General features: G+C 33.0%; 15 protein-coding genes. 9 read left to right on the top strand and 6 right to left on the bottom strand.

The features are described from left to right. Positions 1-9: 9 nt before the first annotated feature. The 5 genes from AC4FQ3_RS14520 to htpG all read right to left on the bottom strand — a co-directional run bounded on the left by AC4FQ3_RS14520 (position 10) and on the right by htpG (position 6,498). Positions 10-726 carry a DUF4369 domain-containing protein gene (locus tag AC4FQ3_RS14520; protein ID WP_042565967.1) on the bottom strand — a complete coding sequence of 239 codons (717 nt, stop codon included), beginning with the start codon at positions 724-726 and terminating at the stop codon, positions 10-12. A gap of 133 nt (positions 727-859) precedes the next feature. Next, positions 860-1,681, bottom strand: a complete 822-nt coding sequence (locus AC4FQ3_RS14515; RefSeq protein WP_491182295.1) for a hypothetical protein — start codon at positions 1,679-1,681, stop codon at positions 860-862. A gap of 123 nt (positions 1,682-1,804) precedes the next feature. Next, a complete protein-coding gene (locus AC4FQ3_RS14510; RefSeq protein ID WP_491182294.1) occupies positions 1,805-3,055 on the bottom strand; it encodes a hypothetical protein in 1,251 nt (416 codons plus the stop codon). An 86-nt stretch (positions 3,056-3,141) separates the two neighbouring features. Then, the gene (locus AC4FQ3_RS14505) at positions 3,142-4,407 is read right to left on the bottom strand and encodes a patatin-like phospholipase family protein (protein WP_491182293.1); all 1,266 of its coding nucleotides are present in this window, start codon (positions 4,405-4,407) and stop codon (positions 3,142-3,144) included. Between the two features lie 207 nt (positions 4,408-4,614). After that, positions 4,615-6,498 (bottom strand): molecular chaperone HtpG, encoded by a 1,884-nt coding sequence (gene htpG, locus AC4FQ3_RS14500; protein ID WP_491182292.1) that lies wholly within the window; start codon positions 6,496-6,498, stop codon positions 4,615-4,617. A 201-nt stretch (positions 6,499-6,699) separates the two neighbouring features. On the opposite strand from htpG, the gene AC4FQ3_RS14495 reads away from it, so the two are divergent. The 6 genes from AC4FQ3_RS14495 to AC4FQ3_RS14470 all read left to right on the top strand — a co-directional run bounded on the left by AC4FQ3_RS14495 (position 6,700) and on the right by AC4FQ3_RS14470 (position 11,698). Then, on the top strand, positions 6,700-7,200 hold the full coding sequence (locus AC4FQ3_RS14495; RefSeq protein WP_463459888.1) for a lipocalin family protein: 501 nt from the start codon (positions 6,700-6,702) through the stop codon (positions 7,198-7,200). A gap of 18 nt (positions 7,201-7,218) precedes the next feature. Beyond that, a complete protein-coding gene (locus AC4FQ3_RS14490; protein WP_042565972.1) occupies positions 7,219-7,914 on the top strand; it encodes a YiaD family glycine zipper/OmpA-like lipoprotein in 696 nt (231 codons plus the stop codon). A 102-nt stretch (positions 7,915-8,016) separates the two neighbouring features. Beyond that, positions 8,017-8,967 (top strand): ABC transporter ATP-binding protein, encoded by a 951-nt coding sequence (locus AC4FQ3_RS14485; protein WP_042565973.1) that lies wholly within the window; start codon positions 8,017-8,019, stop codon positions 8,965-8,967. 220 nt (positions 8,968-9,187) lie between these two features. Beyond that, positions 9,188-10,195 (top strand): 3-oxoacyl-ACP synthase III family protein, encoded by a 1,008-nt coding sequence (locus AC4FQ3_RS14480; protein WP_042565974.1) that lies wholly within the window; start codon positions 9,188-9,190, stop codon positions 10,193-10,195. A gap of 405 nt (positions 10,196-10,600) precedes the next feature. After that, positions 10,601-10,924 (top strand): GIY-YIG nuclease family protein, encoded by a 324-nt coding sequence (locus AC4FQ3_RS14475; RefSeq protein ID WP_491182291.1) that lies wholly within the window; start codon positions 10,601-10,603, stop codon positions 10,922-10,924. Between the two features lie 102 nt (positions 10,925-11,026). Beyond that, positions 11,027-11,698 (top strand): copper homeostasis protein CutC, encoded by a 672-nt coding sequence (locus tag AC4FQ3_RS14470; protein ID WP_491182290.1) that lies wholly within the window; start codon positions 11,027-11,029, stop codon positions 11,696-11,698. A 93-nt stretch (positions 11,699-11,791) separates the two neighbouring features. Here the strand turns inward: AC4FQ3_RS14470 and AC4FQ3_RS14465 are convergent, their stop codons facing one another. Next, entirely contained in the window at positions 11,792-14,206 is a 2,415-nt protein-coding gene (locus AC4FQ3_RS14465; protein ID WP_073396054.1) for a TonB-dependent receptor, read from the bottom strand. Positions 14,207-14,519: 313 nt separating this feature from the next. On the opposite strand from AC4FQ3_RS14465, the gene argS reads away from it, so the two are divergent. The 3 genes from argS (at position 14,520) to AC4FQ3_RS14450 (ending at position 21,374) form a co-directional block, all read left to right on the top strand. Then, positions 14,520-16,298, top strand: coding sequence for an arginine--tRNA ligase (argS, locus tag AC4FQ3_RS14460; protein WP_471732752.1), 1,779 nt, complete (start codon positions 14,520-14,522; stop codon positions 16,296-16,298). Positions 16,299-16,732: 434 nt separating this feature from the next. Beyond that, complete coding sequence (locus AC4FQ3_RS14455) at positions 16,733-19,921, top strand: SusC/RagA family TonB-linked outer membrane protein (RefSeq protein WP_491182289.1); 3,189 nt, start codon at positions 16,733-16,735, stop codon at positions 19,919-19,921. A 4-nt stretch (positions 19,922-19,925) separates the two neighbouring features. Then, positions 19,926-21,374 carry a RagB/SusD family nutrient uptake outer membrane protein gene (locus AC4FQ3_RS14450; RefSeq protein WP_042565978.1) on the top strand — a complete coding sequence of 483 codons (1,449 nt, stop codon included), beginning with the start codon at positions 19,926-19,928 and terminating at the stop codon, positions 21,372-21,374. Positions 21,375-21,836 lie beyond the last annotated feature (462 nt).

Here is a 21,836-nt window from a genome sequence, read left to right as displayed (position 1 = left end):
TGTGCAAAATTATTTTTGTTCTTCTTTTTTTATTTCAGCAACAAACTTGGTTAATTTTTTACCGTAAAGTGACTGTGCAACTTTTGGAGTCATTGATTTTTGAATAGTATCAAGAAACTTTACATTGATGTCATAAATTTCTGCCAAAGCAATATAAGGTGCTATTTCGTGATCTTTATGGTTTATTGCAAAGTTGGTAGCGTATAGATATCTTCTTTTGATATTAGACTGTTGTTTTGTGTCTATACTATCAACTGCTTTCTGGTCTTGTCTTTTTATTGCATTAAATTTTGATTCAACCAAAGAAAGATTTTCGTCATTAAAGCGTGAATTGATTTTTTTGTATTCTTCGTATAATTCCTGATTTTTAGATCCTGTAATTTTAGCCCCGTAAATGAAATTGTCAAGGTTGGTGTCAATATTCATATCGCCTGGCTCAGCAAAGAATAAGATATTATTGTCTAATGAGTTGGTTACTCCGCGATCAAGGAATAAATATAGTACTTCTGGTGATTCTAATTTAATATTACTTTCAAAAGAAGAGTTTCCATCTATTTTAATAGAGTCAATAGCAATAAGTGAAGTGTCAACAACTCTTTGAATATATAAAGTTCCGTTTTTTAATCCTTTAATATTTCCTGTTAAGTGTAAACCGTCAGTAGATTCTTTTTTGCTGCATGATGCTAAAAGTGCAATCGCAGCAAAGGCAATAATTGATTTTTTCATTGGTTTTTAGATTTTGCTGCAAAATAAAGAAAATAGTTTGAATGTGAAGATGTAGCTGTTTAATTTTTACTAAAAATAAAATCCCAATCTATTTCTAAATTGGGATTTGTTTATTTTTTTAAAAATGAATCTGTTACATCGATAAATTATAGGCAGTTCCGTTCTCGTGATAGTAAGTATATTTATTGTCACATTCGTTTTTTCCGTAATCAACAATTCCATTCAAATAACCTCCCACAACTTGCAATTCTCCTTTTGAAATAAACTCGCAGGAGTATTTTTTAACTAATGTTTCTTTAACGGTCAATGTCAAAGTTCCTCCTTTTTCGGTGGTTACTGTGTGGGTTCCATCAGGTATTTCATAAATATTATCTTCTAATACGTATGGCGTATCAACACCTGCTGTTTGTTTTGTGGTAAACGTTCCTGAATTCAAAAAAACTCTTCCTTGCAGATCAGTAAATTTTCCGTTAGTTACTTTTCTTGTCCATTGTGGTACTGTCGCAATAGTTGTTGTGTTGGTATACTCAATTGTTCCTTCAAGTTTTAAACCTGCAAGAGAGTAATTGATTCTTTCGATTGTCATTTTACTTCCAGTTGTAATAATCGGGCCGGTAAGAGTGATTTTTAGTTTTCCCTTTCTTTCAAGCTGATTGATAGTACAGCCTGCACCATAATCTACGGTAAATACTTTTGGATAGGCTGTTCCGTTTGGCATTTCTACCGTAATTGTAGCGCAGGTTATTGGCCCGGTTTCAGTTGTTTTTGCAGTTTCGGCAGAAGCAGTTACTGATAAACCCGTTTTAACATCCATTTCGTTTGCTGCGTCAATTGCAACAGAAGCGCCAACGGCAGATGGATCTGTTTGATTAACAATATCATCACTGCTGGAGCAGGAAACATAAATCAGTGCTGTTGTACAAATAGTTAGGGTTAAAAGAATAATTTTCCTCATAATGATTTTGGTTTAAGTTAGAAATAAGGGCCATCAAAAATAAGAAAAAAAAGAAATTAGCCTAAAAAAAATCCTGTTGGCTTATTTACAGGATTATATATAGTGATTTTATGTAAAAATATTTTATAAAGGAATTGATTTTTTTTCTAACAAACTAGGTAATATTACTTTCATACAGCTTTGTCCTATTGTGCTGTAATCCCAATAACATTTATGCATTTTAATACTATTTAATGAAAAAAAGGTCACTAAACCGGAACGATCTGATGTGATTTCATAATTGATGTTTTCCGGAGTGAGTGCAATATCTTTTATACCAAATTCGGCTTCACCGCGTTTATCATCCCTTCTGAAATTGGTCGAGAAAACGTCCAAAATAGAATAAACATTTATCCATTGCAGTTTGTCTTTCATTACACTGCATCTTCTTTCGTAAAATATTGGGTAGTAAGCATTAATAAATTCGAATGGATTTCCGATGGTGATAAGAAGTTTCGTTAATTTTTGAATATTATCAGATGGAGGAATTTCTGCAATAGGAAAAAGGGCATCAATGGCAAGTATGCATCCAAAACTATAGGTGTGAAAATGAATTTCAGGATCAGGTTCGTTCTCTGCAATGTATTCAATTAACTGATCCAGATTCCCTAATAATATCTGACTTTGGTCTCCATTTGTAATATAACTGTCGACACAGGAAAATTCGGTGGCAAGTGAAGTTAATATTGTTTTAGATCTTGGTGCAAACAAAAGGACTAAAGTAGTTATTGAAAGTATCGTCTTTCCAATAGCAGTCAGGGTTTTAGTGCTTTCAGTAACACAAAATGGTTTTATATTAAAGAAGCCGAGAGCGGCATTAGTTTTTTCTACTAAGGTATCATTATTTGTGCTGTTTAGGATTATTTCAATGCATGCCGGGACTAAAAAAAGTATGCATAATGAGATTGTAAATAACATTAGAAAAGCATACAAGGTTTGATAGGGTCTGCTAAAACCATCTCCATTGAATAATCGTAACGTGATCTGAGGGAGTTTTTTTATAATTAACGTAAATAAGAGTAGATTTTTTATAATGATATTATGACGTTCAAATCTGTTAGTTAGAATTTGATGGTACTGAAAATCATACATTTTATAAATTAGATCTCCTTCAATGTTTTTATTGTCTTTATCCTTTCTGCTTTTTCTGTAAAGATTAACGACTGTACATTCTTTATCTATGGGATAGATTTTTTTTTCGATTTTAAGATAATAAAACGTGCCATCTGTTTTAAAACTTAATTCATTTTTAAGTCTTTCCACATATTTTTCGACTGTTTCGTTGTCAATAGATTGACCGAGACCTGTAATATAAATTCCTATTTTGTTTGACATTGGATTTGTTTTAAGTTTATGAAAACTTCAGGTTTCAGGAAAATTGCAAATCATTTTCAACCAAATTTTGCTATACTGGTTGAAAATTAAACAGTTCTATAGTATTTGCTCTTTGCTTTTCGTATATCTTTATATTTCTCCCAGTCAAATTTGGTTAAGAATTCTGAGGCTTTTTGGGCACCTCGAATGAAGAGATCAATTTTAGCATCTTCGGTCATATTGAAGTTAAGCCAATTATGACCGCCCGTATCAATGTATCCAATTAGGTTTCGAAAATCGGGATTTTTTATTAAAAATTCTGAATCGTAACCATATCTTGCTGTGTCAAACATGGAACTAATTATATTGGTTATTTTTTCATTTTTATTAACTTCATTTTTGTCATAACCCAGTTTTACGCCAAAAGTAGGTGAGGCCGGCACAGTTGAATTTTCATGAAAAATATCAATCGGAAAATTTGAAATGATACCGCCATCCATAAAAATAACTTCAGATGGTACAGAAGTTCGTAACCCTGTGGCTTCATTCCATTTTTCCCAGGATTCAACACCTGTTGGAATGTTTTTAATTCTAAACGGACTAAAAAAAAGAGGTATTGACATGGAGGCTCTCACAAAATCGGCAGGGTTTTGAACATCAGGATTTGAGTAAAACAAATCAATCATTTTAGGGAATACAATTTTACTTTCGGTAGTAATATCAGCAGTAATTATTGCCATATTACTCCAATGATCCGCTCTGGTATATTCTTCTCTGTCGCCTTGTTGAACCTTATTGATTAAGTACAATTTATTTTGATCTGAAACACCTTTCAAACGTAAAGCCTTTAAATCGGCATAATTTTTTATTCCTTTTTGTGAAAGAAGATTTGAAATCCATTGATAGAAATTATTGCCGGGATTCAATCCAAGATCATCTTTAAAATTATCCACTACCTGACATCCTTTCATAATTAATTTTAAGTTTCCCGAATCACTTAGTAAAGCATCGATAAATTCGCGTGCATCGTGATCTCCATCTACAAAATCATTTAAGTTTTTATTGCATAAACAGTCTAATATCCATTCTGATTTTTCGATATCGCAAGTTCCGGCAGCGGCCATAAGCATGGTGTTAATGCTTCCGGCAGAAGTGCCGGCCAAACTTAAAAACCGAATACCCATTTGTTCTAAAACATAAACATAGCCAACTAAAGCAATTCCTAATACGCCACCTCCTTCTTGAACCAGATCAACATATTGGTTGTTATTGAGATCAATAATATCCGAAAATTTTTTACCATTTATTTCCTTTCTCAAATCTCTTAATATTGCTAAGACTTCTCCATTTTCAGTAAATTTTCTCTTATCCATGAGTTTTGTATTTAAATATTGATAATCAGTTACTTGTGTTTTTTTTGAAGAAATAAAATTAGAGAAATCGTTATTTAAAAAATAGAGTATAAACACCCTTTTTTTAGAGGTGTAGTATTGTTAAATAATTGGTTGTTAGCTTTTTATAAACAAAAAAACCTGCAAGTTATTACTTGCAGGTTTGTATTTAAGTAGATTTAAAAAATCTTATTTGATCATTTCAAAACTTCTTTTTACGAAAGCTGTTAAAGCTTCTCCTTTTAGTAAATTTTGAGATAATTTAGCTAAATCTAAAGCTTGTTTTACCAAATGTTCCTGATGTGTTTTGTCTTCAGTATTCAAAATACTACTAGCCAAATCAGAATTGGTATTAACTACTAAATTATACATTTCAGGCATATTACCCATTCCGAACATTCCGCCGCCACCAGACTGACTCATTTCTTTCATTCTACGCATAAATTCAGGTTGCGTAATAATAAACGGAGCTGCCTGGCTGTCCATAGCTTCTAACTGTACAGAATATGCTTTTGGAATATAAGCTTCTAATGAAGTTTTTAGCGTTTCTTTTTCTTCATCAGATAACTTAGAAATTGTGTTTTCGTCTTTTTTGATCAAATTATCAATATGATCAGAGTCAACACGTACAAAAGTTACATCTTTATTATCACCTTCGATTTTTTGAATCAAGTGTGAGATAATTGGAGAATCTAAAAGCAATACTTCATATCCTTTATCTTTTGCAGTTTCGATATAAGAGTGCTGAGCATCTTTATTTCCTGCATAAAGAACTACTAATTTTCCGTCTTTGTCGGTTTGTTTTTCTTTTAATTTCTCTTTTAATTCTTCAAGAGTAAAGTAAGTATCATCTACAGTTGGGTATAAAACAAATGCACCCGCTTTTTCGTAGAATTTATCTTCAGAAAGCATTCCGTATTCTAAAACGATTTTAATATCGTTCCATTTTGCTTCAAAATCTGCACGGTTTTCGTTGAATAATGCTTTTAATTTGTCAGCAACTTTGCGGGTAATGTAGTTTGAAATTTTCTTAACCGCACCATCTGCCTGTAAACCAGAACGAGAAACGTTCAATGGAATATCCGGAGAATCGATCACACCTTTTAGCATTGTCAAAAATTCAGGTACGATTCCTTCTACGTTATCTGTAACGTAAACCTGGTTTTGGTACAATTGAATTTTATCTTTCTGAATTTGCATGTCAGAACCTAACTTAGGGAAATACAAAATTCCGGTTAAGTTAAACGGATAATCTACATTTAAGTGAATGTTGAATAACGGATCTTCAAATTGCATTGGATACAACTCTCTGTAGAAGTTTTTATAATCTTCGTCAGATAATTCAGTTGGCTGTTTTGTCCACGCCGGGCTTGGATTATTGATGATATTATCTGTTTCAACAGTTTCGTTTATGTAATCCTCAGGAGCATCTTCCGGTTTAGGAAGTGTTTCTGTTCTTGTTCCGAATTTAATCGGAATAGGCATAAATTTATTGTATTTATTTAATAAACCACTGATTTTAGAATCTTCTAAAAATTCTAAAGAATCTTCGGCAACATGTAATATGATTTCAGTTCCGCGTGAAGTTTTGTCAGCTGGCTCTAAAGTAAATTCTGGACTTCCGTCGCATGTCCAATGTGCAGCCGGCTCGTCTTTGTATGATTTTGTAATAATTTCTACTTTTTCAGCAACCATAAAAGCAGAATAGAAACCAAGACCAAAGTGTCCGATAATTCCAGAATCTTTAGCAGAATCTTTGTATTTATCAAGGAACTCTTCGGCTCCTGAAAAAGCAACCTGATTGATGTATTTTTCTACTTCATCAGCAGTCATACCCAAACCCTGGTCGATGATGTGGATCTTTTTACCTTCTTTATCAACTTTGATTTCAATAATAGGATTTCCGTATTCTACTTTAGCTTCACCAATGCTTATTAGGTGTTTTAGTTTTAAAGTAGCATCGGTTCCATTTGAAACCAATTCACGTAAGAAAATTTCGTGATCGCTGTATAAGAACTTTTTGATTAAGGGAAAGATGTTTTCTACTGAAACATTAATTTTACCTGTTGTCATATTTTATAAATTTAGTTTAACGTGATGATTTCCATTTCTTCAAATAGAATACCAATTGTTTTTAAGGTGACAAAATGGCGTAAGTGTTAATTTTGAAAGAAAATAATTAGATTTTAAAACCCAACTTATTTCAATGAATTGTATCTTTGTGGTACAATAATTGTTAAATGTGTAAGTATTAACTTAAAAAATATGTACAAAATGAAGAAAATCATTTTCATTTGCATGATCGCCACGATGTTTTTTGCGTGTAAATCATCTTCGTCAACTGCTTCAAATGAGGCAACTACGCTTTCGACTAAACTTGACAGACCCACTCAGGTAGCGCTTAAAGGAAATTGGATTCTTACCAATGTTTCTTACCCAGGTTCTGACTATATCAAGGTAAATTCTTTTGATCTTGCAGATTCTAAATGTTTCATTGGTAGTACCTGGAATTTTATTTCAAATAATAATAAAGGTACGATGACATTAAATGCTCCAAGTTGTACTGCATTTACATCTCCAATTGTATGGAGTATTAACAATCAGGGACTTTTTGTTCTTAAAATTGTAGATCCGGGATTAAAAGCAAAAAATGTAAAATCTGGATATTTGCTAAAAGTAGCAGGATTAACTGATAACTCTTTTCAGTTAATAGACAACATTAACGTTGGCGGACAAACTAAAGATGTAACTTACCAATTTCAAAGAGCTAATTAATATTAAAAAGAATAAAAGATGAAAAAGATAACAGTTTTAGGATTGAGCAGTTTACTTGTGTTAGTTAGTTTTTTTGCAAGTTGCGATTCAGTTAAAAATGCAAATAATACCCAAAAAGGTGCAGGAATTGGTGTAGTAGCCGGTGGACTTATTGGTGGTATTTTAGGGAATAATTTAGGAAAAGGCGGTAACGCTGCTTTAGGTGCTGCAATTGGTGCTGCCGTTGGTGGTGGAACCGGAGCTCTTATTGGAAACAAAATGGACAAACAAGCCCGTGAAATTGATCAGGCTTTACCAGGTGCAGATGTAGAAAGAGTAGGAGAAGGAATTCACTTAACTTTGAATGAAAATGCTGTACGTTTTGATACAAATAAATCTACTTTGACTACTCAGGCAAAAGCAAATTTAGATAAATTAGTTCCTGTATTTAATGATTACGGAGATACTGATATTCAAATTTTTGGTTATACTGATAATACTGGTAAACCAGAATATAACCTGACACTTTCTGGACAAAGAGCTGCGTCTGTACAGGCTTATTTGGTTTCAAAAGGTTTAAAATCAAGCCGTTTCAAAACTTCAGGTTTAGGAATTGCAGATCCTATTGCAACAAATGATACTCCGGAAGGAAGATCTCAAAACCGTCGTGTTGAGTTTTCAATTACTGCAAACGACAAGATGGTAAATGATGCGAAAGCAGAAGCTGGAAAATAATTTCCATCACAATATAATTTTAAAAAAGCTGTTTCAATTGAAGCAGCTTTTTTTTGACATTAGAAATTAAACATTGTAAATTTGCTCTCTCAATTATAACTCATGCTCGACATAAAAAATATTTCTTTTTCGTATACAGATAAATCGGTTATTAATAACGTTTCTTTTACCATAGAAAAAGGTCAGAATATTGCTATTATTGGCGAAAGCGGCTGCGGAAAAAGTACGCTGCTTAAACTTATGTATGGTTTATATGATCTTGATGAAGGTGAGATTTTCTATAATGAAAAACCTATTTTAGGTCCAAAATATAATTTAGTTCCGGGAATGCCATTCATGAAATATCTGGCGCAGGATTTTGATTTGTCTCCGTTTGAAACCGTAGCAGAAAATGTTGGAAAGTTTCTTTCGAATGGTTTTGCAAATATGAAAAAACTTCGTGTTCAGGAATTATTGGAAATGGTTGAAATGGATCAATTCTCTAATGTAAAAGCAAAGTTTTTAAGTGGAGGACAACAGCAAAGAGTAGCATTGGTTCGTGTTTTGGCTTTAGAGCCGGAAGTTATTCTACTCGATGAACCATTTAGTCAAATAGATGCTTTTCGTAAAAATGCTTTACGAAGAAATTTGTTTCGATATTTAAAACAAAAAGGAATTACTGTTATTATTGCAACCCACGATAGTACAGACGCTTTATCGTTTGCTGATGAAGCAATTGTAATGCGAAACGGTGAAGTTGTCATAAAAGACAATCCAACAAAAATTTACGAGAACCCCGAAACTAAATATGTAGCCTCGCTTTTTGGAGAAGTAAACGAAATTGCAACTCATTTGTTAGTTTCTTACGAAGATGAAACGCATAAAACGCTGGTTTATCCACACCAATTTAAAATGGTTCCGGAATCTAAATTACCTGTAAAAATTCGAAGAACTTACTTTAGGGGAAATCATTATTTGATAGAATCAGTTTATAAAAGACAATTAGTATTTTTTGAAAGTGAAATTGATTTACCGCTTGAAGAGAATGTTTTCCTTGCCTTAAATTATTTATAAGAAACAAAAGCCATAAACATTAAAAGATGTTTGTGGCTTTTTTAATTTATTGCTGTTTTTTGTCCCAAAATCTGCTATTCTTTCAATAAAAGAATAGTATCTACTTTATAATTAAACTTAATTAAATTGCTAATAACGAAAAAAATAGTAATTTGTACGCTTATGTTTTAAAGTATACTTAAATTTGCAATCCAAATTTTTAACAAATAATAAAAAGAATATGTATCATTCAAAAATAGCGGGCTTAGGATATTATGTTCCTTCAAATGTTGTCACCAATGATGATTTGTCTAAGTTAATTGATACCAATGATGAATGGATTCAGGAAAGAACCGGAATTCAGGAGCGAAGACATATTATTCGTGGAGAAGATACCACGACTTCAATGGGTGTAAAAGCAGCTAAAATTGCAATAGAACGTTCTGGCGTTGCCAAAGAAGATATTGATTTTGTAGTTTTTGCCACATTAAGCCCTGATTATTATTTTCCTGGCCCCGGAGTTTTAGTGCAACGTGATTTAGGATTAAGAACTGTAGGAGCATTAGATGTTAGAAACCAATGTTCAGGTTTTGTTTATGCAATTTCAGTTGCGGATCAATACATTAAAACCGGAATGTATAAAAATATTTTGGTAATTGGTTCTGAAGTGCATTCAACAGGACTGGATATGACAACCCGCGGACGTGGTGTTTCGGTAATTTTTGGAGATGGAGCAGGAGCAGCCGTTTTAAGCCGTGAAGAAGATTTAACAAAAGGAATTTTATCTACACACTTACATTCAGAAGGACAGCATGCCGAAGAATTGGCGTTGCAGGCACCAGGAATGGGAGCGCGCTGGGTAACTGATATTTTGGCTGATAATGACCCAAATGATGAAAGTTATTATCCTTATATGAACGGTCAGTTTGTATTTAAAAATGCTGTAGTTCGTTTTGCTGAGGTAATTAATGAAGGTTTAGAAGCAAATGGCTTACAGGTTTCAGATATTGACATGTTGATTCCGCATCAGGCAAATTTGAGAATTTCTCAGTTCATTCAGAATAAGTTCAAATTATCGGATGATCAGGTGCACAATAATATTCAAAAGTATGGAAATACGACTGCAGCTTCTATTCCGATTGCTTTAACAGAGGCTTGGGAACAAGGAAAAATCAAATCTGGAGATACAGTTGTCTTAGCTGCTTTTGGTAGTGGATTTACGTGGGCAAGTGCTATTATTAAATGGTAGTTTGATTCGTTTGAAATAATATTTAAAACCTGCTCTGGAATGGAGCAGGTTTTTTTATACCCCATTGTCAGGCTGAGCGGAGTCGAAGCCCACGTTCCAATCGGTACACCCTTCGACTCCGCACATAGTGGTAATAGCAAGAAAATAATATAAGCAAAGCTTGTCAGGCTGAGCGGAGTCGAAGCCCACGTTCCAATTGGAGCGCCCTTCGACTCCGCTCAGGGTGACAATAGCAAGAAAAAATAATTAAGCAAAGCTTCAGGCTGATCGTCCCGAAACTTCGGGAGAAGCCCACGTTCCAATTGGAGCGCCCTTCGACTCCGCTCAGGGTGACAATAGTAATTTAAAATATAATCTTCGAAATATATTTTGAATTATTTTTCTTACTTTTATTAAAAAAATTAAATGAAAAGATATTACGTTTATGTTTTAAAATGCTCAGATAATAGTTATTACACAGGAGTTACAAATGATATTGATAGAAGATTAAGCGAACACATTTTTGGGTTAAACAAAGAAAGTTATACTTATAATAAAAGACCTTTAGAATTGGTATTTTGCAACGAATTTAATGATGTAAATCAAGCTATTTCATTTGAAAAGCAATTAAAAGGCTGGAGTAGAAAAAAGAAAGAAGCTATTATAAATGATAAATGGGAAGATTTGAAAAAGCTTTCGGAATGTTTGAATAAAACGACTCATAAAAATTTTTCTAAAAAGAATGTTTAGTAGTAACTTAGCCTTCGACTCCGCTCAGGGTGACAATCGGGTTAAAAATAAGTGAGATTCGGGTTGGACTGAGCAAAGTTGAGGAGCTTTTAAATATTTAAAATGAAAAAAAATCAACTAGAAATAGCGTGCTTTAATTATGAATCAGCTTTAATTGCTCAGGAAAACGGAGCAGATCGAATTGAGTTGTGCGAAAACATGCAGCTTGGCGGAACAACCCCAAATTCAATTTTGGTTGTTAAAGTACGCGAAAATCTGAGTATTAAAATTCATGTCATTATACGACCTCGCGGTGGAAATTTCGTTTATTCTGATGAGGAACTTACAGAGATGAAGCAAGACATTAAACAGTATAAAAAACTAGGCGTTGATGGTTTTGTTTTTGGAATTTTAAAAGAGGATGGAAGTGTCAACAAAAAACAAAATAAAGAATTAGTGCATTTAGCACATCCACTTTCCTGTACTTTTCATCGGGCTTTTGATGTAGTTAAGGATATTGAAAAATCGTTGGAAGATGTAATTGATTGTGGTTTTAAAACAATTTTAACTTCAGGACAGGGAATAAATGTAGAAGAGGGGATTTTTACTTTGGCCAAAATTCAGCAATTAGCAAAAGACAGAATTGAAATCATGCCAGGAGGAGGTTTGCGATCTTCCAATATTGAATTATTGCAGGAACAATTAGAACCTACATTTTATCATTCATCTGCCATTACCGGAAAGACTGAAACCGCCAATCCGGAAGAAATAAAAGAACTGAAGAATTTTTTATAAGGCGATTAGTAAAACAAGAAAAGCCTGGAGTTGGCATACTCCAGGCTTTTCTTTTCTACAAGAACTATTAAAATCTACTAATAAAAGACGGATTTAAAACATTCCACCACCACCTTTATTAGTGTTATCTTCTCTTTGTTTACGTTGCAGGTTTTTGATTGTTGCACCTCCAAAGTTGTATGTTAATCCTAAATAAACAGTTTGACTCTCCCATTTAAATTGTCCAGATTGTGGATAAGGATACATAGTGTCAAACGCATATTTCATTGTATTAAATACGTCATTGAAACGTAAACTGATATTCATCTTGTTGTCTAACAATGTATAACGTGAACCAATGTCCATTTTGTACATTTCATGGCTATTATTTTGCAATCCGTCAACAGCACCTCTGTAAAAACCGAATAATAAAAAGCTTAAACGTTTATTTACTTTAAAGTTTGAGTTCATACGCCCGTTAAAAGCAGACACAGTAATTTTTCTTTCTAAAGGACTACTTGTTTTTGTCAGAGGATCATATAAAAACACAACACCTTGTTGGTTAATGCTTGAGAAATCAATAGATGGCTGTATATCCCACCATTTTGTAATTTTATAATTAAATGAAACCTCAAAACCATAAGCTGTATTATGATCATAATTGGTGAAGGTCATAATCTGTTTTTCCTGGCTAGGATCTGTTTCATCAGGGTATAATATTCTGCTAATCTGATCATTGATACTTCTAACGAAAACACCTGCAGTAAAACTTCCTTTTTCTAAAGTTTTAGTATAATTTACTTCCACAGAGTTTGTAAACTGAGGTCTTAACTCAGGATTTCCTAATGAAGTTACTAATGGTGTAGAAAACTCACGAATAGGTTTTGTCTGCTCTAAACTTGGGCGATCTACACGACGGCTATAGCTAAATTGAAGTGTGTTTTTTTCATTCAGGTTATAAGTAAAATAGGCTGATGGATATAAAGTAATGTAGTCATCATCAAATTTTTCAAGACCATGATTTAAATTGGCGGCTACTTTATAACTTTCAAAACGAGCACCTAACTGATAACTGAATTTTTTGTATTTCTGACCAAATGTTACGTATGCAGAATAAATATCAGTATCGTAAGTGTAGTCAGAAACCGCAAGTGCAGCAAGTGGGTTTCCGGTAATATAATCATTACCTGTTCTTGTAATTCTGGCTTCGGCACCGGCTTCAAGAGTAGTTTTTTCGTTTAACGGATTTACATAATCAATATTCACAGTGCTTAATTTACGAGTTCCTTTAATATAATCATCATAAATTACGCTATTGACAGTATTGTCAATTTTTGTTGACTGCGTATCAAAAGAAGCATTTTGAGTTTCTTTATTGTCGCTGTAATTTGCTTCAAAATCTAAAGTATGACCTTCTTTTTTAAAGATGTGTTTGAAAGCTAAATTATAAGTTCCTACCTGATCAGGACCTGTATATTTTGATTTTTGATAAATATTTGATATATCAGTATCCGTTACATTATTGTAATCAATATCGGTGTTTACAAAACCTTTTCCATTCGATTTATTTTGATTCGTATAAATTGAAAGCGTATTATGATCGTTGATCAAATAGTCCATTCCAATTTTATACAGATAAGAATCATTATCATTTACAACATCAATTTTTTGAACGATATCCTGATCTGCTCTTTTTATAAATCCATCATTATAATATGTTCCGAAATTTTGCCCCACATTTCCGAAGAAGTTTACTTTACCTGTTTTGTAATTCAAATCTAATGATTGATTGTATTTTGCAGTTTCCCCAAAAGTTATTCCACCGCTATAACTTCCGTTAAATCCGGTATTGGCATTCTTGTGTAATATGATATTGATAATTCCGGACATTCCTTCCGGATTGTATTTAGCACTTGGGTTTGTAATCAATTCAATTTTTTTGATTGAAGTTGATGGAATTTGTTTTAGCAATTGTGCCGGATCAATATTTGATGGTCTTCCGTCAATTAAAACACGCACATTATCATTTCCACGAAGTGAAAGTTTTCCGTCCTGATCAACATTAACAGAAGGAATATTGTTCATAATGTCTGATGCTGAAGCTCCCGCAGTAGTCAGATCTTTACCAACAGTAATTACTTTTCTGTCGATTTTTTGTTCAATTGTTGAGCGTTCACTAACGATGTTCACACCTTTCAGCTGAGTTGCTTCTTCCTCAAGAGAGATGTTTACTGTTGCTGTTTTTTTGTTATCACTTAAAATAACAGAGCCAATATATTTTCTAAATCCGATGTATTGAATTTCGATAGTATAACTTTTTAAGGCTAAGTTTTTAATACTGAAATCTCCATTGTCATCGGTATTAACTCCGGAAACTACTTTTCCGTTATCTTTAATCGAAACTGTAGCATAAGAAATTGGTGTGTTAGTCGATTTTTCGATAATTTTTCCCGAGACTGTTCCTGAATTTTGGGCTTGTGCTGTTGTTATTACCCCTAGTAATACGAACAGAAAGAATTTTAATTTCATAGTTTAGTAAATGATTATTTTGATTGATTGATGATGATTTTTGTTTGTAATTTTCTTTGTATAATTATTTTTGATTTTCTAAGTAAGACTCTTTCCTTAACGATTTGTTACAGGAAAATATTAATTAAAAATTAAAATTTTCGTAGATACTCTATTTTATAAGAGATTAGCGTTTTAATTTTTTGATAATTTTAACAACTAAAACAATTCATTTTTTGAGAAATTCGAATCGGGATATGTTATTTTATATCTTTTTCGTTTTCTGTAATTGGTGAATAAGCAGTATCTTTGCTCACTTTAAAAATAAGTTTACATGTCATTATCACAAATTCTTACACCTTCTATACAAAAATCAATACAAGCACTATTTGATGTTACTGTTGATAAAATCGAATTTCAAACTACCAGAAAAGAGTTTGAAGGCGATATTACAATGGTAATTTTTCCTTTGTTAAAAATGACTAAAAGCAATCCTGCTGAATTAGGAAATAAAATTGGGAATTATCTGGTTGAAAATGTAACCGAAGTGGCGCGCTTTAACGTTGTGTCTGGCTTTTTGAATATTGTAATTTCTGATAGTTATTATTTGAATTTCTTTAATGAAATCAAAGACAATTTAAAATTTGGATATGTAGCGCCGAATCCGAATGAAAAAGCAATTATGGTGGAATACTCTTCGCCAAATACTAATAAGCCTTTGCATTTAGGTCACGTTCGTAATAATTTATTAGGATATTCTGTTGCCGAAATCATTAAAGCTTCGGGTAAAAAAGTCTATAAAACGCAAATTATCAATGATCGTGGAATTCATATTTGCAAATCAATGCTTGCCTGGGAAAAATTCGGAAACGGAGAAACTCCTGAAAGTTCGAATTTAAAAGGTGATAAGTTAGTTGGTAAATATTATGTTGAATTTGATAAAGCTTACAAAGCCGAAATCAATCAATTAATACAAGCAGGTAAAACCGAAGAAGAAGCAAAAAAGCAAGCGCCAATTATTGTTGAAGCACAAGATATGCTGAAAAAATGGGAAGCTGGTGATGAAAAAGTAATAGATCTTTGGAAAATGATGAACCAATGGGTTTATGATGGTTTTGCTACCACTTATACCAATCTTGGAGTCAATTTTGATAAATATTACTACGAAAGCAATACTTATTTATTAGGAAAAGATGTTGTTCAGGTTGGGCTTGATAAAGGTGTTTTCGAAAAAGATCCGGATGGTTCAGTTTGGATTGATTTGACAGATGAAGGTTTAGACCGTAAAATTGTATTGCGTTCAGATGGAACTGCGGTTTATATGACGCAGGATATTGGAACTGCAATTCAGCGTGTAAAAGACATGCCGGATGTTGGTGGAATGGTTTACACAGTTGGTAATGAACAGGATTATCACTTTAAAGTTTTGTTTTTAATTTTGAAAAAACTTGGCTTTGACTGGGCTTCAAGTTTATATCATTTGTCATACGGAATGGTGGATTTACCATCAGGAAAAATGAAAAGCCGTGAAGGAACTGTTGTAGATGCTGATGATTTGATGCAGGATATGACAGATACAGCCAAACAAATTTCTGAAGGTTTAGGAAAACTGGATAGTTATTCTGCAGAAGAAAAAGCAAAACTATATAAAACGATTGGTCTTGGTGCTTTGAAATATTATATTTTAAAAGTAGATCCAAAAAAACGTATTTTATTTAATCCTGAAGAATCTGTTGATTTTGCCGGAAATACAGGCCCGTTTATACAATATACATACGCGAGAATCCAATCCATTATTCGTAAAGCTGATTTTGATTTTTCAGCTAAAACAGCAATAGAAGAGCTTCATGAAAAAGAAAAAGAATTGGTAAAACAAATTGAACTTTTCCCGGAAGTAATTCAAAATGCGGCGCAAAATCATAGTCCGGCCTTAATTGCAAATTACACGTATGATTTGGTAAAGGAATATAACTCATTCTATCAGTCAGTCCATATTTTAGGTGAAACAGATTTAACAAAAAAAATATTCAGAGTACAGCTTTCTCAAAAAGTGGCTGAGGTAATTAAAGCAGCATTTACTTTGCTAGGAATCGAAGTTCCGGAAAGAATGTAGAAATAAAATAATTTTATTTGAAGCCGATAGTTGAAAAACTATCGGCTTTTTTATGCTTAATAATTTAAAATTTACTTGTAAAATACTGTTAATTAGTTGATTAATTTTGCAAATTTATTTTTTTTGTAGTAAATTTATTATATGACTAAATAGTTCTAGGATAGGGAACTTATTTTTTATTTTTATCTATTTTGAATTAGTAAGCTTTTAGTAAAAATAAAAGGTGAAACCGTCTGAAATAGGGATTTTAGACGGTTTTTTTATTTTTTTTAAACATCGAATATTCATAAATTCTTCCTGTAAATTCTGTTAACACAAATTGATTCTTCTAATTAAACAAGTAAATTCATCATTTTAATTTGTTAAACGCTGCTAAAATATTGTTAAAATTGTTATTTTTTAATAATTTGCATGAATAACCTTAAACAATATTAATGATGAAACAACAATTAAAAGGATTTATAGTATTTCTTTTAATGCTATCTCAATTAGCATTTTCACAAGAAAGAACTGTTTCGGGAACCGTTTCTGATAATGCAGGTATGCCAATTCCGGGTGTTACCGTATCAGTTAAGGGAACAAATAATGCAACACAAACTGATTTTGATGGTAAGTACTCCATAAAGGCTTCACCAGATCAAATTTTGCTATTTACTTACATCGGTATGAAAGCAAATGAAGAACCTGCATCATCTACTACAGTGAATGCAAAACTACTTGGAGACGCTATGGAACTCGAAGGCGTGGTTGTAGTAGCTTTCGGAACTCAAAAAAAATCTGAGATTACCGGTGCGGTTACTAAAATTGATGCCGCAGCTTTAGAAAATACTCAGGCCTCAAATGCAATTCAATCTTTAACCGGTAAAGTTTCGGGGGTGCAAATTAGTGCAAACTCAGGACAACCCGGAGATCCGCCTCAAGTACGTTTTAGAGGTATCGGATCAATTTCTTCCTCAAATACGCCATTGTATGTTGTAGATGGTTTTCCGTACAACGGAGATATAAATGCTATAGCCACTCAGGATATTGAATCTATCAGTTTCCTGAAAGATGCCTCATCAAACGCATTATACGGTAGCAGAGGAGCAAACGGAGTTATTATTGTTACAACAAAAAAAGGAAAAAAAGGGAAATTAAAAGTTACTTACGAAACTAAAATTGGGGTTAACTCAAGAGCTGTTCCTGAATATGATATGATTACTGATCCAGGAGATTATTATAAAACAGTCTATAACCGCATCAGAAATGGTTTAATTTACGATGGCGAAACAGCTGCAGATGCATCAACAATTGCCGCACAAACCTTAATTACTGGGGATACTTATTCTTTAGGATATAACAATTACAATGTGCCTAATGATCAGGTCATTAATCCTGCCACAGGACAACTTAATCCTAATGCCAGATTATTATATCACGATGATTGGGCCAAAGAATTGTTTAGAGATGCAACAAGAACAGAACATTTTTTAAGTTTATCATCCAGTACAGATAATCTTAGTTCCTATTTATCTGTGGGCTATCTTAAAGATGAAGGATATACAATTAATTCAAATTTTAAACGCGCAACCGTTAGAGCAAATGTCGATTACAATGTTACCAGTAAAATAAAAGTGGGAACAAATTTAAACTTTGCCAATACAGATCAAAATGCACCAATATCTCAGGTGGGATCTGCTACTTATAGCAATTTATTTAGCTGGGCAAGAAATATTGCGCCAATTTATCCTGTTTGGGAAAGAGATGCCAGCGGAAATTTTGTAAATGACCAGGATGGTAATAGGGTTTATGATTTTAATGATTCAGGAGATCGTCCTTATGGAGCAAATCTTAATCCTTATGCCACAACATTATTAAATACAAATTTAAACGAAGAGAATAAATTTGGAGCGAGAGGATATGTTTCTATCGATTTTTTCAAAGATTTTAATTTTAGATATAATCTTGGATATGATTTATTGTCCGGATATTATTTAAATATCACTACCGGAGAAGGAGGAGATGATGAAGGTGTGAATGGTCGAAATTCTACCGCAACATCAAACGATTACACTATTACAAACCAGCAGCTTTTATCCTGGAAAAAAACATTCGGAAGTCATTCACTGGATATCCTTGTCGGACATGAATCATCTGATTACAAATCAAAAATGTTGGCGGGTCAAAAATCTGGTGCGGTTATTCCAAATTTGCCTATTTTAAGCAACGGAACAAAATATGTATACGTAGATGGATATAACGATTTGTATAATGTTGAAGGTTATTTTTCAAGGTTAAACTATAATTACAAAGAAAAATATTTTATCAATGCCAGTTTTAGACGAGACGGATCGTCTGTATTTGCACCAGAAAACAGATGGGGTAATTTCTATGGTTTTGGAGCTGCCTGGTCGATAATGAAGGAATCTTTCTTCCCTAAGTCAAAAGTGATTACAAACTTAAGAATAAAAGGAAGTTACGGAGAACAAGGAAACGATAATATATTTTATCCGGGAACATCACAAATAAGCCATCGTTCTTACTTTGGAAGTGCACGAAATTATTACGCTTACCAAACCCAGTATGAAATTGTACCAGACGCTGATGGAAATGCAAGTGTTCTAACAGTATATCAGGGTAATAGGGATATTAAATGGGAAAAGTCAGCCAATATGAATGTTGGTTTTGAAATTGAATTATTCAACAGAGTGAATATAGAAGCTGAATATTTTGAAAGAAAGGTGAGTGATTTAATTTATAATAAACCAAATTCGCCTTCAACAGGGGTTTCATTTGTTACTGAGAATGTTGGTGACATGAATAATAAAGGTGTAGAGGTTAATATAGGAATTGATGCCATTAAAACAGAAGATATTGACTTTAATATTTGGGTTAACGGAACTCATTATAAAAATGAAGTGACATCATTGCCAAGTCCATTTACAAACGGAATTTTTCGTTTTGAAGAGGGGGCTCCGGCTTACGCATTTTATTTGAGAGAATTTGCAGGCGTTGATAAAACAAATGGAGATGCACTATGGTATATGGATGTAAAAGATACTTCCGGAAACGTAACTGGTCGAACCACAACAAATGTTTACGGAAATTCAACGCAATATTTAAGCGATAAAGATGCAAATCCGGATGTATATGGTGGGTTTGGAACAATCTTTAGATATAAAAACATAACATTCCAGGCTAGTTTTGCTTATCAATTTGGAGGGTATATGTTTGATGGTGTTTATCAAACTGCCATGTATTCAGGTTCAGACAATATTGGACAAAATTATCACAAAGATGTACAAAAAGCATGGTCTGTTGATAATCCAAATTCTGATATTCCGAGAATTGATCATATTTCAACCTTACAAATGTCAGCTTCAGATTATTTCTTAATAAAATCAGATTATCTAAGCATACAGGATGTTTCCATATCATATGATTTTAAAAATAGCAGACTTGAAGATATCGGAATTCAATCTACTAAATTTAGTTTAATGGGTTCCAATTTAGCATTGTGGTCAGAAAGAAAAGGGATGGATCCAAGGTTAAATAATCTGGGGTCAAGAACCAATAATGGGCAATCCTTAAATGTATATGGAGTTATGAAAACTATTTCCTTTGGTTTAACAGTAAATTTTTAAGAACATGAGAAAATTAATTATACTTACATTGTCATTGTTCATATTCACAGGTTGTTCTGACGATTTTTTAGATACAGTGCCTGAGTCAACTATCAATGATGAACAACTTGCCACATCTGCTGCTGCAAATGCAGCGATTATAAACGGAGTTTATTCTGCACTTAGATCTTATGGATTATCGGTGTCTGGAAACCATGAAGATTATGGACATAAATCAATACTTGCAGCAACAGACATGATGTCGAATGATATGCTAATGACCAAATCAAGCTGGTATGGTTCTTTTTATAATTATTTGGGAAGACAACAAACAAACAGCAGATCGAGATTAGCGTGGAGTATCTACTATCCACAAATTAAAACAGTAAACGTGGTATTGACTGCGGTTCCGGCCGATGCTGCGACCGACGATGAGCTGAAGAAAATTAGAGGAGAGGCTTTGGCATTAAGAGGTTATTTTTATTTTATGTTGGCCCGCATGTATGGACCAACATATATTGGAAATGAAGATGAACTTTCTGTGCCGCTTTATACTCAGGTGACTCTAGAAGGTGCACCAAGATCAACTGTAGCAGAAGTGTATGCTGTCATTGAAAAGGATCTATTAGAATCTATTCAATTGTTAGAAGGAATTCCCAGTGGAGGTGTTGCTGCTGTAAATCAAAGTGTTGCGCAAGCATTTTTGGCTGATGTTTACCTGGAAATGGGGAAATATGCTGAAGCTGCACCACTTGCTAACGCCGCCAGACAAAATTATCCATTGTTGTCAAAAAGTGTATGGTTAAATGGTTTTTACGATCTTACACTTAACGGAGATACCATGTGGGGTGCAACGATAACTTCTGCACAAAGTAGTTTTGTGGCCAGTTTCTTTTCTCATTTTGACAATACAAACGCTGATGGATATGCGGGAGGATTAGAAATTTATAAAAACATTGACAAAAATCTGTATAATAGCATATCAGATACTGATTATAGAAAAACTGCTTTTGTTGCACCGGGCGGAAGTACAATATATCCTTCATTACCGGAATATGCCAATATAAAATTTAGAGATCCAACGGTTGATGCCGGCGATTATATTTATTTAAGATCTGCTGCAATGTATTATATAGAAGCTGAAGCTCTTGCAAAATCAGGAAATGAGCCTGGTGCAAGACAAGTTTTATATGATATTACTATAACAAGAGATCCATCATATGTCCTGTCTACAAATAGTGGAACAGCTTTAATAGATGAAATCATACTTCAAAAAAGGATTGAACTATGGGGCGAAGGATATGCCTGGTTTGATATGAAACGATTAAAGGTGCCGCTGACAAGAGATTATCCAGGCTCAAATCATGCAACCTTTGGAAAATTTAATATTCCTGTTGGAGATAACAGGTTCATATTTCAGGTTCCGCAGGCAGAAATAGATGCCAATCCATTAATTGATCAAAGTCCATTATAAAACACATTTATTTTTAAATAGAGAAAGCCGATAGTTTTAAAAACTATCGGCTTTATTTGTTATTCTTTAAACGTATTATCCCTACAAATACTTTCAGTCTAATATTACTTTTGCGTTTTATTATAGAAATAAATACAGATTTCAGTCTGTTAAAAATACCTCCTTATATTTATTTTTAACTATTTTGAATTAGTACCCTATTTAGTGAAGATTATAAAAGGACCACCGTTTGAATTGATTTTTGGACGGTTTTTTTTATGTCTTTTTTTAAAGTTTGTAAGATGGGATTTTCTAAAAATTATTAATTGTTTTTCGACATAAAAAATCTTAAAAACTATCATTTTTAGTTTTAATAGAATTTGTTGGTTAAAAAAATATTCGTACAAAGCAGAATCCTTATTTATGACATAACTATTTTGCTGAAAATATGTTACCATAAACGCTACTCAAAATTCAAAATAA

It is taken from the genome of Flavobacterium sp. AK-345 (genome assembly GCF_058310175.1).
The sequence above is the reverse complement of the archived record's forward strand: the minus strand, read 5'-3'. Positions and strand labels throughout refer to the sequence as shown.

Bases quoted from the DNA above. Each gene is read 5' to 3' on its own strand.
- AC4FQ3_RS14490 (WP_042565972.1), top strand. From the start codon at position 7,219: ATGAAAAAGATAACAGTTTTAGGATTGAGCAGTTTACTTGTGTTAGTT.
- AC4FQ3_RS14480 (WP_042565974.1), top strand. From the start codon at position 9,188: ATGTATCATTCAAAAATAGCGGGCTTAGGATATTATGTTCCTTCAAAT.
- argS (WP_471732752.1), top strand. From the start codon at position 14,520: ATGTCATTATCACAAATTCTTACACCTTCTATACAAAAATCAATACAA.
- htpG (WP_491182292.1), bottom strand. From the start codon at position 6,498: ATGACAACAGGTAAAATTAATGTTTCAGTAGAAAACATCTTTCCCTTA.
- AC4FQ3_RS14515 (WP_491182295.1), bottom strand. From the start codon at position 1,681: ATGAGGAAAATTATTCTTTTAACCCTAACTATTTGTACAACAGCACTG.
- AC4FQ3_RS14495 (WP_463459888.1), top strand. From the start codon at position 6,700: ATGAAGAAAATCATTTTCATTTGCATGATCGCCACGATGTTTTTTGCG.
- AC4FQ3_RS14465 (WP_073396054.1), bottom strand. From the start codon at position 14,206: ATGAAATTAAAATTCTTTCTGTTCGTATTACTAGGGGTAATAACAACA.
- AC4FQ3_RS14510 (WP_491182294.1), bottom strand. From the start codon at position 3,055: ATGTCAAACAAAATAGGAATTTATATTACAGGTCTCGGTCAATCTATT.
- AC4FQ3_RS14505 (WP_491182293.1), bottom strand. From the start codon at position 4,407: ATGGATAAGAGAAAATTTACTGAAAATGGAGAAGTCTTAGCAATATTA.
- AC4FQ3_RS14475 (WP_491182291.1), top strand. From the start codon at position 10,601: ATGAAAAGATATTACGTTTATGTTTTAAAATGCTCAGATAATAGTTAT.
- AC4FQ3_RS14455 (WP_491182289.1), top strand. From the start codon at position 16,733: ATGATGAAACAACAATTAAAAGGATTTATAGTATTTCTTTTAATGCTA.
- AC4FQ3_RS14450 (WP_042565978.1), top strand. From the start codon at position 19,926: ATGAGAAAATTAATTATACTTACATTGTCATTGTTCATATTCACAGGT.
- AC4FQ3_RS14470 (WP_491182290.1), top strand. From the start codon at position 11,027: ATGAAAAAAAATCAACTAGAAATAGCGTGCTTTAATTATGAATCAGCT.
- AC4FQ3_RS14520 (WP_042565967.1), bottom strand. From the start codon at position 726: ATGAAAAAATCAATTATTGCCTTTGCTGCGATTGCACTTTTAGCATCA.
- AC4FQ3_RS14485 (WP_042565973.1), top strand. From the start codon at position 8,017: ATGCTCGACATAAAAAATATTTCTTTTTCGTATACAGATAAATCGGTT.